This window comes from Pseudogemmobacter humi (assembly GCF_900609055.1).
GTDB lineage: Bacteria > Pseudomonadota > Alphaproteobacteria > Rhodobacterales > Rhodobacteraceae > Pseudogemmobacter > Pseudogemmobacter humi.
In genome coordinates, this window is record NZ_UXAW01000114.1 from 1 (window position 1) to 15,866 (window position 15,866).

Consider the following 15,866-nt stretch of genomic DNA (forward strand, 5'->3'; position numbering starts at 1 on the left):
GGGCAGGGTGGTGCCGTCGTTCAGCACCACGCCCTGCGTCAGCGCGGTCAGCGCCGTGGCATCGGGAATGCCCTCGACCTGGGCGAGATAGGTCTTTTCCATCTTGTGCCGGGGATCGGCGATCCGCGCCTGGAGGCGGCCGTCGTCGGTCAGCACCACCAGCCCCTCGGAATCGCGATCCAGCCGCCCGGCCGGGTAGATCCCGGGCATGTCCAGCACCGCCGAGAGCGTCGGCCGCGGCGAGGGGCTTTTCAGATCGGTGAACTGACACAGCATGTCATAGGGTTTGTTCAGCAGGATCAGGCGTGTCATGGCGTTCTTTGCGCGAAGGAGGGGGGCGGCGCCGGCTCAGGCTCGGCAGCGCGAGTGCGATGAGGACAAGGCCGAGCGGCAGCGAGAACAGGAACCCGGCATATCCGTAGCCGAGCGCGCCGGTCAGCCCGCCCGCAAGGAACGAGAGCACAAGGCCGATCAGGATGCGCAGCTTCGCCAGGTCGGCGGAAATACCGCGCCCCGGGGGCGTCAGGCCGAAGGCCGCGCGGCCGAGTTCGATGCCGATGTCGGTCACCATGCCGGTGGCATGGGTGGTGCGGATCCGGGCGTGCGAGATCTTGGTGATGGTGGCGTTCTGCATCCCCATGATGAAACACAGGCAGGCCAGCGCGAACAGCCGCCCCGGATCGCTGACGAAGATGCCGCCGGTCGAGAAGCACAGAAGGAAGCCGCCCTGGACGGCGATCGGCAGCGCATATTGGTGGCGCGCGTTGCGGCTGCGCGCCCAGTTGATCAGGATCGTGCTGAAGGCCGCGCCGGAGACGAAGGCGCCGATGGCGGTGACGGCGACGAAGGCGATCCACAGATTGCCCAGCACCAGATGATCGGCCAGTTGCGACAGATAGCCGGTCATATGCGAGGTGTATTGGCCGAGCGCGAAGAACCCGCCGGCATTCGCGGCACCCGCCACCGCGGCGAGCAGCATCGCAAGCCGCATGTCGCTGCCCTGCGAGCGGCGGTGCCCGACCAGCACGCGCGACCACACCAGAGGGCGGGAGGCATGCTTGCGGCGGGCCGGAAGTTTTCGCGCCGTCATCGGAGGGGGCCGTCAGGAAAGGACAGATCCCGGCCATGCTATCTGCCGCGGCCCCGGCTGCAAGCGAAAACCGGGCAGGGCGGCGGGCTGCAAATTTCTTCGAAGAAATTTGCGCGGATTTTTCGAAAAATCCGCTGCCCCTGGCGGGCGGGATCAAAGCAAAAGGGCGCCCTTGCGGGCGCCCCAAATTTCTTCGAAGAAATTTGGCCGGATTTTTCGAAAAATCCGGGCCACGGGCCGGCGTCAGCCCTTCAGGATCGAGCGTCCGGCGTATTCGGCGGTCTCGCCCAGCATTTCCTCGATGCGGATCAGCTGGTTGTATTTCGCCAGCCGGTCGGAACGGGCAAGGCTGCCGGTCTTGATCTGGCCGCAGTTGGTGGCCACCGCCAGATCAGCGATGGTCGAATCCTCGGTCTCGCCCGAGCGGTGGCTCATCACATTGGTGTAGCGGGCGCGATGCGCCATATCCACCGCCTGGAGCGTCTCGGTCAGGGTGCCGATCTGGTTGACCTTGACCAGCATGGAATTCGCCACGCCCTTCTGGATTCCCTCGGCCAGACGGCGCGGATTGGTCACGAAGAGATCGTCGCCGACCAGTTGCACCTTGCCGCCGATCTTGTCGGTCAGCAGTTTCCAGCCCTCCCAGTCGTCCTCGGCCATGCCGTCCTCGATCGAGATGATCGGGTAATCACCCACGAGGCGCGCCAGATAATCGGCGTTCTCAGCCGAGGTCAGGCTCAGCCCCTCGCCCTTCATCTCGTATTTGCCGCCGCGGTAATATTCGGTCGAGGCGCAGTCGAGCGCGAGGAACATGTCGTCCCCGGGCCGGTAGCCGGCTTTCTCGATGGCTTTCAGGATGAAATCCAGCGCGACGCGGGTCGAGGACAGGTTCGGCGCGAAGCCGCCCTCGTCGCCGATCCCGGTGGAGAGGCCCGCCGCCGAGAGCTCTTTCTTCAGCGTGTGGAACACTTCCGAGCCCATCCGCACCGCCTCGCGGATGTTGTCGGCGCCCACCGGCATGATCATGAATTCCTGGATGTCGATCGGGTTGTCGGCGTGTTCGCCGCCGTTGATGATGTTCATCATCGGCACCGGCAGCAGCCGAGCCGAGGTGCCGCCGACATAGCGGAACAGCGGCTGCGTGGTGTATTCCGCCGCCGCCTTGGCCACCGCCAGCGAGACGCCGAGGATCGCGTTGGCGCCGAGCCGCGATTTGTTCGGGGTGCCGTCCATCTCGATCATGGTGCGGTCGATGCCGGTCTGTTCGGTGGCGTCGTAGCCCACCAGTTCCTCGGCGATCTCGCCGTTCACCGCGGCGACCGCCTCCAGAACGCCCTTGCCGAGATAGCGCGACTTATCGCCGTCGCGGCGTTCGTTCGCCTCATGCGCGCCGGTCGAGGCGCCCGAGGGCACCGCCGCGCGGCCCATGGCGCCGCTTTCCAGCACCACATCGACCTCGACGGTCGGATTGCCGCGGCTGTCGAGGATCTCGCGGGCGTGGATATCAATGATCGTGCTCATCGGGGGCTCCGGGTTCTGAGGGTTTGGGTTCTGGCCTGCGGATCGGCCCTGTGGTGAAAAAGAATTTAACCGGAGGAAACCTTCCGGGGAAGCCTCGCCTTGCGGTTTCGCGCGAACATATAGAGCCCCGAAAAGATCACCAGCCCCGAACCCGCGACCACATGCAGGCTGAGGCTTTCGCCGAGGAATGCCACCGCCAGCACGACCGAGAACACCAGACGGGTGTAGCGGAACGGGGCGACGGCCGAGACTTCGCCGATCCGCATCGCCTCGATGACGCTGTAATAGCCGATCAGGCCGAACAGCACCGCACCGAGCAGCACGAGCGACTGGCCCGGATCGGGCAGCACGAAGCTGTCGCCGAGCGCCAGCATCAGCAGGCCCCCGGCGGGGGCCGAGGCCAGCACTCCCCAGGCCGAAAGGCTCATGGTGCCAAGGTGCACCGGCATCCGCCGCGTGATCAGGTCGCGCACCGCAAGCGCGATCACGCAGACCAGCATGGCAAGACCGGCGATATCGATCCCCGCCTGCCAGGGATTCAGGATCACCAGCACGCCGATGAAGCCGATGATGATCGACAGCCAGCGCCGCCAGCCCACCGTCTCGCCCAGAAACAGCGCGGCGCCGGCGGTGATCACCAAAGGCGTGGCCTGCAACAGCGCCGAGGCCAGTGCCAGCGGCACGATCGCCAGTGCCAGCAGATAGGTGAAGGCCGCGACCGCCTCGGCCAGGTTGCGCACCAGAGCCGCGCCGCGCAGGGCGTCCATGCTGAACACCCGCTCGCCCCGCCTGAGCGCGAGAAGCGCGAAGATGCCGCCGCCGATCAGCCCGTTGATCACCAGAACCTCGCCCGGCGGCATCGAGACCGCGGCCAGTTTCAGGAACATGTCCTCGGCGGCAAAGGCCGCCATCGCCCCCGTCATCATCAGCGCGGCGCTGCGGTTTTCGGTTGCGGACATCTTCTCTCTCCCCGGCGCCTGACAGCGGGCGCCGCTCCGGCCCGAGCCATAGCCGAGGCGACGACCGGACGAAAGCCGGAACCGGGCGCGCTGAGTCGGCCCGGGTCCGGGGCGCGGCATCACCCTGCGGGGCGCGCCCCGGACCCGGGCTGCTGCAAAACCGCAACAAGGGGGCAGAGGGCGCGGCGGGGCGGGGAATCGGCCGCGCCTCCGGGTTTTCCACAGCCGCGCGCGGCGGGGCGATTGAGCCGCCGTCTCAGCCCCGGGCGGCAAATCAGCCGGGAAGCGGCCAAAACCGGCGAAGTTCAGAAAAGACTTCAACCGAAGTCCACAGCCTTGCCCACAGGCGTCATGCGCGGCGGGCCCGCCGCCCGGTGCCGGACGGCGGGGCGGCGCTCTGTCCGGTCAAGGAATAAATTTCCGCTGCGCGACAAAATATGCCGTTGAACCCGGGCACGGCTTACGACAATTTGTCCGGGCGCCGCGCAGATCCACAAGATATGGTGTGACGCTAAGAAAAAGATCCCGCAGAGCAGGCGACCGGGGAACCGGTGCGATGCGCCTTGGGTGCCCTTGTGCGCCCGGGGGCGGGACCGTCATGTCGCTGGGGGCTGGCTGGCCCCGCTATGGGCCCGCGAGGGGCATCGGCCGCAGACCGGACAGCAGAGCCGGCGCGGCCAGTAAGGGGACGATAGGGCAATGAAGATCGAGCGCAGATTCACCAGTGCGGAAACCGGGGCCTGGGGGGCGATCCGCTTCGCCGTGACCACCTCCGAGATCCGCAATCCCGACGGCAGCACCGTGTTCCGCAACGACCGGGTCGAGGTGCCCGAGGGCTGGAGCCAGGTCGCCGCCGACGTGCTGGCGCAGAAATATTTCCGCAAGGCCGGCATTCCGGCGGTGCTGAAACGGGTGCGCGAAAAGGGCGTGCCGGAGTTTCTGTGGCGCTCGGTCGCCGACGAGGACGCGCTGGCGAAACTGCCCGAGGCCGAGCGGATGACCGGCGAGACCTCGGCCAGGCAGGTGTTCGACCGGATGGCCGGGGCCTGGACCTACTGGGGCTGGAAGGGCGGCTATTTCTCGGCCGAGACCGATGCCCGCGCCTGGTATGACGAGATGCGCTTCATGCTGGCGCGGCAGATGGCGGCGCCGAACAGCCCGCAATGGTTCAACACCGGGCTGCACTGGGCTTACGGCATCGACGGGCCGGGCCAGGGCCATTTCTACGTCGATCACGCCTCGGGCAGGCTGACCCGGTCGGCCAGCGCCTATGAACACCCGCAGCCCCACGCCTGTTTCATCCAGTCGGTCTCGGACGATCTGGTGAACGAGGGCGGCATCATGGACCTCTGGGTCCGCGAGGCGCGGCTGTTCAAATACGGCTCGGGGACGGGGACCAATTTCTCGTCCTTGCGCGCCGAGGGCGAAAGGCTCTCGGGCGGCGGCAGGTCGTCGGGGCTGATGGGCTTCCTGAAGATCGGCGACCGCGCGGCGGGGGCGATCAAATCGGGCGGCACCACGCGGCGCGCGGCCAAGATGGTGATCTGCGACATGGATCACCCCGATATCGAAGAGTTCATCAACTGGAAGGTGATCGAAGAGCAGAAGGTCGCCAGCCTCGTCGCCGGATCGAAAGCGCATGAGCGCGGGCTGAACGCGATCTTCGCCGCGATCCGCGGTTTCGAAGCCGGGGGGGACGGATCATCCGAGGATGCGGTGGACCCGCTCAGGAACCCCGGGCTGAAGGCGGCGATCCGCGATGCCAGGAAGGCGATGATCCCCGACACCTATACCAACCGGGTTCTGCAATACGCCCGCCAGGGCTATGATTCGATTGAATTTCCGACCTATGACACCGACTGGGATTCCGAGGCCTATGTCACCGTCTCGGGCCAGAACTCGAACAACTCGGTCCGGGTTGCCGACGCTTTCCTGCGCGCGGTGCGCGAGGACAAGCCCTGGGAGCTGATCCGCCGCACCGACGGCAAGGTGGCGAAGACCGTTTCCGCGCGCGCGCTGTGGGACCAGATCGGCCATGCCGCCTGGGCCTGCGCCGACCCCGGCATCCAGTTCCACGACACGGTGAACGCCTGGCATACCTGCCCTGAAGACGGGGCGATCCGGGCCTCGAATCCGTGCAGCGAATATATGTTCCTCGACGATACCGCCTGCAATCTGGCCTCGATGAATCTGCTGAGCTTCTGGCAGGACGGCGCCTTCGATGCCGAGGCCTATGTCCATGCGACCCGGCTCTGGACGGTGGCGCTGGAAATCTCGGTGATGATGGCGCAATTCCCCTCGAAAGAGATCGCGCAGCGCAGCTACGATTTCCGCACCCTCGGCCTTGGCTATGCCAATATCGGCGGGCTGCTGATGAACATGGGGCTGGGCTACGATTCGCCCGAGGGCCGCGCGCTTTGCGGCGCGCTTACCGCGATCATGACCGGCATCGCCTATGCGACCTCGGCCGAGATGGCGGGCGAGCTTGGCGCCTTCCCGGGCTATGCGAAGAACGGCGCGCATATGCTGCGGGTGATCCGCAACCACCGTGCCGCCGCGCGCGGCGATCAGCGGTTCGAGGGGCTGAACGTCGCCCCGGTGGTGCTGGATGCCGCGAACTGCCCCGAGCCCTCGCTGGTCGCGCTGGCGCGCTCGGCCTGGGACGAGGCGCTGACGCTTGGCGAGAAGAACGGCTACCGCAACGCCCAGGTCTCGGTGATCGCGCCGACCGGCACCATCGGCCTGGTGATGGATTGCGACACCACCGGGATCGAGCCGGATTTCGCGCTGGTGAAGTTCAAGAAGCTGGCCGGCGGCGGCTATTTCAAGATCATCAACCAGTCGGTTCCGGCGGCGCTGGAAAAGCTGGGCTACGCGCCGCATCAGGTGGCCGAGATCGTGGCCTGGGCCGTCGGCCACGCGAGCCTCGCCCAGGCGCCGGCGATCAACCACACCGCGCTGATCGGCCACGGGTTCGGGGCGCGCGAGATCGAGAAGATCGAGGCCGCGCTGCCCTCGGCTTTCGACATCCGTTTCGTCTTCAACCAATGGACTTTGGGCGAGGATTTCTGCCAGCAGACCCTTGGCATTCCGGCCGAGAAACTGGCCGATCCGGCCTTTGACCTCCTGCGCCATCTCGGTTTCACCCGCGCCCAGGTCGAGGCGGCGAATGATCACGTCTGCGGCACGATGACGCTGGAGGGCGCGCCGCATCTGAAGCCCGAACATTACCCGGTGTTCGACTGCGCCAATCCCTGCGGCAAGAAGGGGAAGCGCTTCCTCTCGGTCGACAGCCATATCCGCATGATGGCGGCGGCGCAGAGCTTCATCTCGGGCGCGATCTCGAAGACGATCAACATGCCGAACAGCGCCTCGATCACCGATGTGCTGGCGGCCTATGAACTGTCGCACAGCCTGGGCATCAAGGCGAACGCGATCTACCGCGACGGCTCGAAACTGTCGCAGCCGCTCGCCTCGGCGCTGATCGAGGACGACGAGGAAGCCGAAGAGATCCTCACCTCGGGCACCCCGCAGGAGAAGGCCCTGGTCCTGGCCGAAAAGATCGTCGAGAAGGTGATCGTCAAAGAGATCGTCCGCTCGCATCGCGAGAAACTGCCCGAGCGCCGCAAGGGCTATACCCAGAAGGCGGTGGTCGGCGGCCACAAGGTCTATCTGCGCACCGGCGAATACAGGGACGGCACGCTCGGCGAGATCTTCATCGACATGCACAAGGAAGGCGCGGGCTTCCGGGCGATGATGAACAATTTCGCCATCGCGGTCTCGGTCGGGCTGCAATACGGCGTGCCGCTGGAGGAATTCGTCGACGCCTTCACCTTCACCAAATTCGAGCCCGCGGGCATGGTGCAGGGCAACGATTCGATCAAGAACGCGACCTCGATCCTCGATTACGTGTTCCGCGAACTGGCGGTCAGCTACCTTGACCGCACCGATCTGGCCCATGTCGCCCCCCGGGGCGCCTCGTTCGACGAGCTGGGCGGCGGCGTGGCCGAGGGGCGGCGCGACAGCAATGTCGAGCCGGTGAGCGAGAGCGCGGCGTCGAAATCGCTGGAGGTTCTGCGGCAGATTTCCTCGACCGGCTATCTGAGGAAACGCCTGCCGCAGGAGCTGGTGGTGCTGCGCGGCGGCATGGGGGCGACCGCGCTGAACGGCGAGGCTTCGGCGCTGTCGATGCTGCTGCCGGAGGCCGGCATGGGCTCGACCGCGCTGGCCTCGGGGTCGGTGTCGATGGACGCGCGGGCGCGGGCGCGGATCCAGGGCTATGAGGGCGAGGCCTGCGGCGAATGCGGCAATTACACCCTGGTCAGGAACGGCACCTGTCTGAAATGCAACACCTGCGGCGGCACCAGCGGCTGTAGCTGAGTTCTGCGGAGACTTGTCACTCGATCACCAGAGTGCCGGGCTTAACCGCAGGGGCGATAACCGTGCAGATGCCTTCCATTTGCATATAAACGGGGATTGATATGAAAAGGCGCGGCTCGGGGTCGGGGCCGCGCCTTTCCTGTTTCTCGCCAATGTCTTGCCGGATCATGCTGTCTTCCGCGCGCCCCGCTTTGAGAGACAGCAATGGCTCTGCCCGCCACCGTTCCGCGTCGCCCATCGGGCATTAGCGATGATGGCGCCGGCGGTGCCCGGAACGGCGGCGGCTGTGTAATCCGGCTCAGATCCTGTGCTGCGATCTGCATGCTTATACGCGCAATCCGCAAGGATATGCCGCAACGCCTCTCGGGGCCTTTCGGGATTAAAATTAATATATTAATCAATTTCTTACGGTGCGATCATCGATTCGGATTTCCCGGGTCCGCACCCATATGCAGCACTGACAGCCGGCCCCGGAAGCCCCGGGGGGGCCGGATCCGGAATGAGCGGCCAATAGGGGGCCGCAAAGGACTGAAGATGGATCTGATCATCGGCAACCGTCATGTCTCGCCCGCCTCGATCCGCCGTGTCGCGGGCGGGGTCGAGGCGGTGCTGAAAGGCGAGGCGCTGATCTCGCTGCTGGATGCGGCTTTTCATGGCGCGGGCACGATCCATGTGCTGGGCGGCGATCTCGACCGGCGGCCGATGGATCTGACCGGGATCGACATGACGGGCGGCGAGACCCGCGTCACGCTGACCTGCGCGGGACCGGCGCCGATGCTGGTCTGAGCGCCTCTTGCGAGGCGGGCCGATCGGCGGCAATGATGCGCGCGACGCTCCGCCGTGCGAGGAAAAGCCCCGATGACCCGTCAATCCGCATTCTCCGCCCCGGGCCGGTTCTGGCGGGGCAATCTGCACACCCACAGCAACCTCTCGGACGGCGCGCTGCCGCCCGAAGAGGTCTGCCGCCGCTACCGCGCGCAAGGCTATGATTTCCTTGCGCTGACAGACCATTACGTCGGGATCTACGATTATCCGCTGGTCGATACCCGGCCGTTCCGCGCCGAGGGATTCACCACGCTTCTGGGGGCGGAGCTGCATTCCGGCGCGATGCAGAACGGCGAGTTGTGGCATATCCTGGCCGTGGGCCTGCCCGAGGATTTCCCCCGCGTGGGAAGCCCCGATTTCCACGCCTGGCCCGATCAGGAGACCGGGCCGGAGATCGCCGCGCGGGCCGCCGCCGCCGGGGCCTTCGTCACCATCGCCCATCCGCAATGGTCGGGGATGACGCTTGCCGATGCGCGCAGCATCGACGCGGCCCATGCGGTCGAGATCTACAACCACAGCTCGGCGGTGGGGGCCGACCGCGGCGACGGTTTCGCCATCGCGGATCTGCTGATCTCGGAAGGGCGCAACCTGTCGCTGATCGCGACCGACGACGCGCATCTGTTCGACCCCGACCATTTCGGCGGCTGGACCATGGTGCGGGCAGAGGAGAACTGCCCCGAGGCGCTGCTGGCGGCGCTGAAACGCGGCGATTTCTATTCCAGCCAGGGGCCGCAGATCCACGATTTCTATGTCGAGGGCGACCGCGTTATCGTCGAATGTTCGGCGGTCGAGACGGTGATCGCGGTCGGCCACGGATCGTCCTCGAACGTGGTCTGCGGCCGCGCCATGACCCGGGCCGAGGTGCCGCTGAAATGGAAGGGTGAGACTCCCTGGCTGCGCGCGGTGGTGATCGACGCCGCCGGGCGGCGGGCCTGGACCAATCCGGTCCGGCGCGAGGGGTTCTAATCCCCGGCGCGCGCGGCGAACGGGCGCCCGGCGATCCGGCTGAGTTTGCGGTGCAGCGGCGTGATCCGGTGGCGGATATGCATCGCCGCATAGACCGGCTGACGCAGCACCGGCGCATCCGCGACCGGGCGCAGCCGCCCGGCGGTGGTCAGCTCTTTCGCGGTCGGCTCGATCACATAGCCGGTGCCGCCCATGCCCAGAAGCAGTGAGACCACCGAGCCGCTTTGTCCGACCGAGATCGGCGAGGCGGTCAGCCAGGGCGTGATCTGGCGGTGCATCTCCTCGAAGGCGGTCGAGAAATGCGAAAAGATGAAGCGCTCGGGGCGGACGTTTTCCAGCCGGTCGGTCTCGGTCGAGACCATGTGATAGGCGAGGTCGCCAAGGCTTTCAAAATGCAGGTCGGGGTGCGGTTTGGGCGAGAACATCACCGCGAAATCGAGGATGCCGCTGAGAAGATCGGCGCACATCTGGTTGGAATAATCCGGCTCGATGTAGAGCGCGGTCTCGGGATAGAGGCGCCGGAACTCTGCCACCAAATCGCCGAGGAAGATCGCCGAAAGGTCGTTCTGGATCCCGAGCCGCACCAGATGGCCGGCGCCGCTCGGGATGGTGATGCGCCGGCGCGCCTCGTTCCATTCGTGGCGCAGCATGCGGGCGTGGGGCTCGAACCTCTTGCCCTCGGTGGTGAGCGCGGTGCCCGAGCGCGAGCGGTCGAACAGCCGCGCGCCGAGCGCGGTTTCCAGCGCCTGGAGCCGGGCCGAGATCGTCGACTGGGTGACGCGCATCCGCTCGGCGGTGCGGTGGAAGCTGCGGCTCTCGGCGAGGTCGAGGAATGTGTCGATGAGGTCGATCTGCATGAACGAAGCCGGGGGCCAGCCCCCGGACCCCCGGGGTATTTGGGTCAGGATGAAAGGGTGATCGGTTTTTCCGATCAATAGCCGGTCGGCGGCCGAATTGAAAGGGGGCGGGGCTTCCGGGATATTGCGCGAAGAGCGGCAGGGGAGAGCGATATGACGGAATTTGCCAGCGCGCGGGTCGCGATCATCGGGGGCGGCGTGGTGGGCGTCTCGGCGCTGTATCATCTGGCGCAGGCGGGCTGGAAGGATGTGATCCTTCTGGAGAAGAACGAGCTGACCGCGGGCTCGACCTGGCATGCGGCGGGGAATGTGCCGACGTTTTCCTCGTCCTGGTCGATCATGAACATGCAGCGCTATTCGGCCGGGCTTTACCGGGGCTTGGGCGAGGCGGTCGGTTATCCGATGAACTATCATGTCACCGGCTCGGTCCGGCTGGGCCATTCGCGCGAGCGGCTGATGGAGTTTCAGCGCGTGAAGGGGATGGGCCGGGTCCAGGGCATGGATCTGGAGGTGCTGGCGCCGGAGGAGATCCGCTCGCGCTATCCGTTCCTTGAGACGCATGATCTGACCGGGGCGCTTTACGACCCTTACGACGGCGATATCGACCCGGCGCAGCTGACGCAAGGACTGGCGGCGGGGGCGCGGCAGGCGGGGGCGCGGATCGAACGGTTCTGCCCGGTGACGGGCGCGCGCTGGACCGGCTCGGAGTGGGTGCTTTCGACGCCGAAGGGCGAGGTGCGGGCGGAATATGTCGTCAATGCCGCCGGTTATTACGCGGCGGAGGTCGGGCGGCTGTTCGGCCGCCGGGTGCCGATGATGGTGATGAGCCATCAGTATCTGTTGTTCGACACCATCCCCGAACTGGAGGTCTGGAGCCGCGAGGCGGGGCACAAGCTGCCTTTGCTGCGCGATGTGGACAGCAGCTATTACCTGCGCCAGGAGAAGATGGGCTTCAACCTTGGCCCCTATGAGAACCCTTGCCGCGCGCATTGGGCGGCGCCCGACGATCCGATGCCCGACGATTTCAGCTTCCAGCTTTTCCCCGACGATCTGGAGCGGCTGGAATGGCATATCTCTGATGCCATGGCGCGGGTGCCCTTGCTGGAGAAGGGGCGGCTTCAGAAGGTGATCAACGGGCCGATTCCCTATACGCCGGACGGCAACCCTTTGATCGGGCCGATGCCTGGGGTGCCGAATGCGTTCGAGGCCTGCGTTTTCACCTTCGGCATCTGCCAGGGCGGCGGCGCGGGCAAGGTGCTGGCGGAATGGGTGACGGAAGGCGCGACCGAATGGGACATGTGGTCCTGCGATCCGCGCCGGTTCACCGGGTTCGAGGATCATGATTATTGCGTGGCGAAGGGGAAGGAAGTCTACGGCAACGAATATGCCATCCATTTCCCGCATCACGCCTGGCCCGAGGGGCGCGGCAGGAAGCTCTCGCCGGTGCATGACCGGGTGGCGGCTCTGGGCGCGCAGTTCGGGCCCTATAACGGCTGGGAGCGCGCTTTGTGGTATGCGCGGGAAGGCGACGACACGTCCGGGGCCGCGCAACGGGTCTGGGACCGTGAGGGGCCGTGGTTCCCCGCGGTGAAGGCGGAATGCGAGGCGGTGCAGGGTGCCTGCGGCATTCTCGATCTGCCGGGGTTTTCGCGCTACCGGCTGACCGGTGCGGGCGCGGCGGAGTGGCTGGCGCGTCAGATCACCGGGAAACTGCCGGCGGTGGGGCGGCTTGGTCTGGCCTATTTCGCCGATGACAAGGGCCGGATCGTGACCGAGATGTCGGTGGCGCGCTTTGCCGCGGATGAGTTCCTGCTGATCACCGCCGCGACCGCGCAGGCGCATGACCGGGCCTGGCTGGAGCGGCACCTCGCGCCGGGGCTGTCTCTGACCGAGGAAACCGATGCCTGGTCCTGCCAGATCCTGACCGGGCCGCAGGCGCGGGCGGTGCTGGAGGCGGCGGCGACGGAAGCCGATCTGACGCTGCCCTGGCTTTCGCATCAGACCGGGCGGATCGCGGGGCGCGAGGTCTGGCTCGCGCGGGTGAGTTTCGCGGGCGAGCTTGGCTGGGAACTGCACAGCCGGGTCGCGGATACCGCGGCGGTCTGGGATGCGGTGGCGGCGGCGGGGGGGCCTCTGGGGCTCAAGCCCTTCGGCATGTTTGCGCTGAACAGCTTGCGGATCGAGAAGGGTTATCGCGCCTGGAAGGGCGATCTCTCGACCGATTACACCGTGCTTCAGGGCGGGCTCGGGCGCTTCATCGACTGGGCGAAGCCGGAGTTCCGCGGCCGCGCGGCGCTGGCGGCGGAGAACCAGGCGGGGGTGAGGAAGCGGTTCGCGACGCTGGTGATCGAGGCCGGGGCTTATGATCCGCCCTATATGGCGACGATCTGGCATCGGGGAGAGCCGGTCGGCGAACTGACCTCGGGCTGTTTCGGTCACCGCACCGGCAAGGTGATCGGGCTTGGGATGCTGCGCGCCGATCTGAACCTGCCGGGCCAGGCGGTTGAAGTCGAGATCTTCGGCGAGCTGTTCCCGGCACGGGTGCAGGAGGATGCGCCGCTGTGGGATCCGAAGAACGAGCGGATCCGCGCGTGAGAGATTGGGAAGGCCGGGGGGCCAGCCCCCCATGCCGCCAGTTCGCTCGAACCGGTGGCGCTGAACCGGGGCATATCCCCGGGATATTTTCAGACAGAAAATGAGTATGGCGATGAACGGGATACCGGAGCGGGCGCGGGCGGTGGTGATCGGGGGGGGCGTGTCGGGCTGTTCCGTCGCCTATCACCTGGCGAAAGCGGGCTGGACGGATGTGGTGCTTCTGGAGCGGCGGAAGCTGACTTCGGGCACCACCTGGCATGCGGCGGGGCTTATCGGCCAGTTGCGCGCCAATCAGAACATGACGCGGCTGGCGAAATATTCCGCCGATCTTTACGCGCGGCTGGAGGCGGAGACCGGGGTGGCGACCGGGCTCAAGCGCGTGGGCTCGATGACGGTGGCGCTGACCGAAGACCGGATGCAGGAGATCCTGCGCCAGGCGACGGTGGCGCGGATCTTCGGGGTGGATGTGACCGAGATCACCCCGGATGAGGTGAAGGTGATGTATCCGCATCTGAACACCGAAGGGGTGATCGGCGGCGTGCATCTGCCGGGCGACGGGCAATGCGATCCGGCGAATATCGCCATGGCGCTGGCGAAGGGCGCGCGGATGGCGGGCGCGAAGGTGATCGAGGGGGTGAAGGTCACCGCCGTGACCGAAGGGCCGGCCGCGGGCGGGCGGCGGCGGGTGACGGGCGTCGATTATCTCGGGGCTGACGGGCCGGGCCATATCGTGGCCGATGTGGTGATCAACTGCGGCGGCATGTGGGGCAGGGATCTGGCGGCCGCCTCGGGCGTGACGCTGCCCTTGCATGCCTGCGAGCATTTCTACCTGATCACCGAGCCGGTGGCGGGGCTGAGCGACATGCCGGTGCTGCGGGTGCCGGACGAGTGCGCCTATTACAAGACCGATGCCGGCAAGATGATGCTGGGCGCGTTCGAGCCGAAGGCCAAGCCCTGGGGGATGGCGGGGATCCGCGAGGATTTCGAATTCGACACGCTCCCCGAGGACTGGGAGCATTTCGGCCCCATTCTGGAAGATGCCGCGAACCGGATGCCGATGTTCCAGACCGCGGGGATCCACACCTTCTTCAACGGGCCGGAGAGCTTTACCCCGGACGACCGCTATTATCTGGGGCCCGCGCCCGAGATCGACGGCTACTGGGTCGCGGCGGGCTATAATTCGGTGGGGATCGTGTCCTCGGGCGGCGCCGGGATGGCGCTGGCGGAATGGATCACCACCGGCGAGGCGCCGTTCGATCTGTGGGACGTGGATATCCGCCGGGCGCAGCCGTTCCAGAAGAACCGCCGCTATCTGCACGACCGGGTGACCGAGACGCTCGGCCTGCTTTACGCCGACCATTACCCCTACCGCCAGGTGGTGACGGCCCGCGGGGTGCGGCGCACGCCCCTGCATGAACATCTGAGCGCGCGCGGCGCGGTCTTCGGCGAGGTCGCGGGCTGGGAGCGGGCGAACTGGTTCGCGAACCCCGGGCAAGAGCGCGAATACCGTTACGCCTGGGGGCGGCAGAACTGGTTCGGCAACCAGAAGGCCGAGCATATGGCGGTGCGGACCGGCGTCGGCCTGTTCGACATGTCGTCTTTCGGCAAGATCCGGGTCGAGGGGCGCGATGCCTGCGATTTCCTCAACCGGATCTGCGCCGGGCAGATGGATGTGGCGCCGGGGCGGATCGTCTATACCCAGATGCTGAACGCGCGCGGCGGGATCGAGAGCGATCTGACCGTGACCAGGCTCTCGGAGCGGGCGTATATGCTGGTGGTGCCGGGCGCGACCCTGCAACGCGATCTGGCCTGGCTGCGGCGCCATCTGGCCGATGAGTTCGTGGTGATCACCGATGTCACGGCGGCCGAGTCGGTGCTCTGCGTGATGGGGCCGAAGGCGCGCGATCTGATGCGGCGGGTCTCGCCGAACGATTTCTCGAACGAGGCGCATCCTTTCGCCACCATGCGCGAGGTCGAGGTGGGATATGGGCTCGCCCGGGCGCATCGGGTGACTTACGTGGGCGAGCTCGGCTGGGAACTGTATGTGAGCGCCGATCAGACCGCCCATGTGTTCGGGGCGCTGGAAGAGGCGGGGGCGGAGCTGGGGCTGAAACTCTGCGGGCTGCATGCGCTGGATTCGTGCCGGATCGAAAAGGGCTATCGCCACTGGGGCCATGACATCACCGACGAAGATCACGTGCTGGAGGCGGGGCTCGGCTTTGCGGTGCGGGTGAAGAAGCCCGCCTTCATCGGCCGGGACGCGGTGCTGCGGGTGCAGGAGGAGGGGCTGAAGCGCCGGATGGTGCAGTTCCGCGTGACCGACCCCGAGGTCATGCTGTTCCACAACGAGGCGATCGTCAGGGATGGGCGGATCGTCGGCCCGGTGACCTCGGCGAATTACGGCCATGCTTTGGGGGGCGCGATCGGCATGGGCTATGTGCCCTGCGCAGGCGAGAGCGAGGCGGAGGTGCTGGGATCGCGCTACGAGATCGAGGTCGCCGGACGGCGCTGTGAGGCCGAGGCGAGCCTCGTTCCGATGTATGATCCGAAATCAGAACGGATTCGCGCGTGACGCAGGGGGAACGGGGGGCTGTCTGCCCCCCGCGGCCCGTGAACGGGCCTCCCCCCGAGGGTATTTGCGTCAGGGTGAATACAGGGGCGCTGGTTTTTGGG

11 protein-coding genes are annotated in these 15,866 nt (G+C 66.6%); 5 read left to right on the top strand and 6 right to left on the bottom strand.

Annotated elements, in window-relative coordinates; genetic code table 11:
• The 4 genes from XINFAN_RS19110 to XINFAN_RS19125 form a co-directional block, all read right to left on the bottom strand.
• Positions 1–312, bottom strand: a 312-nt coding sequence (locus XINFAN_RS19110; protein WP_233352387.1) for a pseudouridine synthase, incomplete at its 3' end; no start/stop codon positions are given.
• Positions 278–1,090, bottom strand: coding sequence for a YoaK family protein (locus XINFAN_RS19115; protein ID WP_124088460.1), 813 nt, complete (start codon positions 1,088–1,090; stop codon positions 278–280). The genes XINFAN_RS19110 and XINFAN_RS19115, both read right to left, overlap by 35 nt.
• A 243-nt stretch (positions 1,091–1,333) precedes the next feature.
• Positions 1,334–2,611 carry a phosphopyruvate hydratase gene (gene eno, locus XINFAN_RS19120; protein WP_124088461.1) on the bottom strand — a complete coding sequence of 426 codons (1,278 nt, stop codon included), beginning with the start codon at positions 2,609–2,611 and terminating at the stop codon, positions 1,334–1,336.
• A 65-nt stretch (positions 2,612–2,676) separates the two neighbouring features.
• A complete protein-coding gene (locus XINFAN_RS19125; protein ID WP_124088462.1) occupies positions 2,677–3,570 on the bottom strand; it encodes a DMT family transporter in 894 nt (297 codons plus the stop codon).
• A gap of 699 nt (positions 3,571–4,269) precedes the next feature.
• Here XINFAN_RS19125 and XINFAN_RS19130 point away from each other — a divergent pair.
• Positions 4,270–7,950: a vitamin B12-dependent ribonucleotide reductase gene (locus XINFAN_RS19130; protein ID WP_124088463.1), complete on the top strand. Its 3,681-nt coding sequence runs from the start codon at positions 4,270–4,272 to the stop codon at positions 7,948–7,950.
• A 16-nt stretch (positions 7,951–7,966) separates the two neighbouring features.
• Here XINFAN_RS19130 and XINFAN_RS21870 read toward each other — a convergent pair whose 3' ends face one another.
• On the bottom strand, positions 7,967–8,119 hold the full coding sequence (locus tag XINFAN_RS21870; protein ID WP_160144667.1) for a hypothetical protein: 153 nt from the start codon (positions 8,117–8,119) through the stop codon (positions 7,967–7,969).
• A 365-nt stretch (positions 8,120–8,484) separates the two neighbouring features.
• Between XINFAN_RS21870 and XINFAN_RS19135 the strand changes: the two genes are divergently transcribed.
• Together XINFAN_RS19135 and XINFAN_RS19140 are read left to right on the top strand one after the other, a co-directional pair.
• Positions 8,485–8,736, top strand: coding sequence for a hypothetical protein (locus tag XINFAN_RS19135; RefSeq protein ID WP_124088464.1), 252 nt, complete (start codon positions 8,485–8,487; stop codon positions 8,734–8,736).
• Positions 8,737–8,808: 72 nt separating this feature from the next.
• The gene (locus XINFAN_RS19140; protein ID WP_124088465.1) at positions 8,809–9,741 is read left to right on the top strand and encodes a CehA/McbA family metallohydrolase; all 933 of its coding nucleotides are present in this window, start codon (positions 8,809–8,811) and stop codon (positions 9,739–9,741) included.
• Here the strand turns inward: XINFAN_RS19140 and XINFAN_RS19145 are convergent.
• Positions 9,738–10,598: a LysR family transcriptional regulator gene (locus XINFAN_RS19145; protein WP_124088466.1), complete on the bottom strand. Its 861-nt coding sequence runs from the start codon at positions 10,596–10,598 to the stop codon at positions 9,738–9,740. The genes XINFAN_RS19140 and XINFAN_RS19145 overlap by 4 nt on opposite strands.
• A 153-nt stretch (positions 10,599–10,751) precedes the next feature.
• On the opposite strand from XINFAN_RS19145, the gene XINFAN_RS19150 reads away from it, so the two are divergent.
• Complete coding sequence (locus XINFAN_RS19150; protein ID WP_124088467.1) at positions 10,752–13,193, top strand: GcvT family protein; 2,442 nt, start codon at positions 10,752–10,754, stop codon at positions 13,191–13,193.
• A gap of 112 nt (positions 13,194–13,305) precedes the next feature.
• Complete coding sequence (locus XINFAN_RS19155; RefSeq protein ID WP_124088468.1) at positions 13,306–15,765, top strand: GcvT family protein; 2,460 nt, start codon at positions 13,306–13,308, stop codon at positions 15,763–15,765.
• Positions 15,766–15,866: the final 101 nt, after the last annotated feature.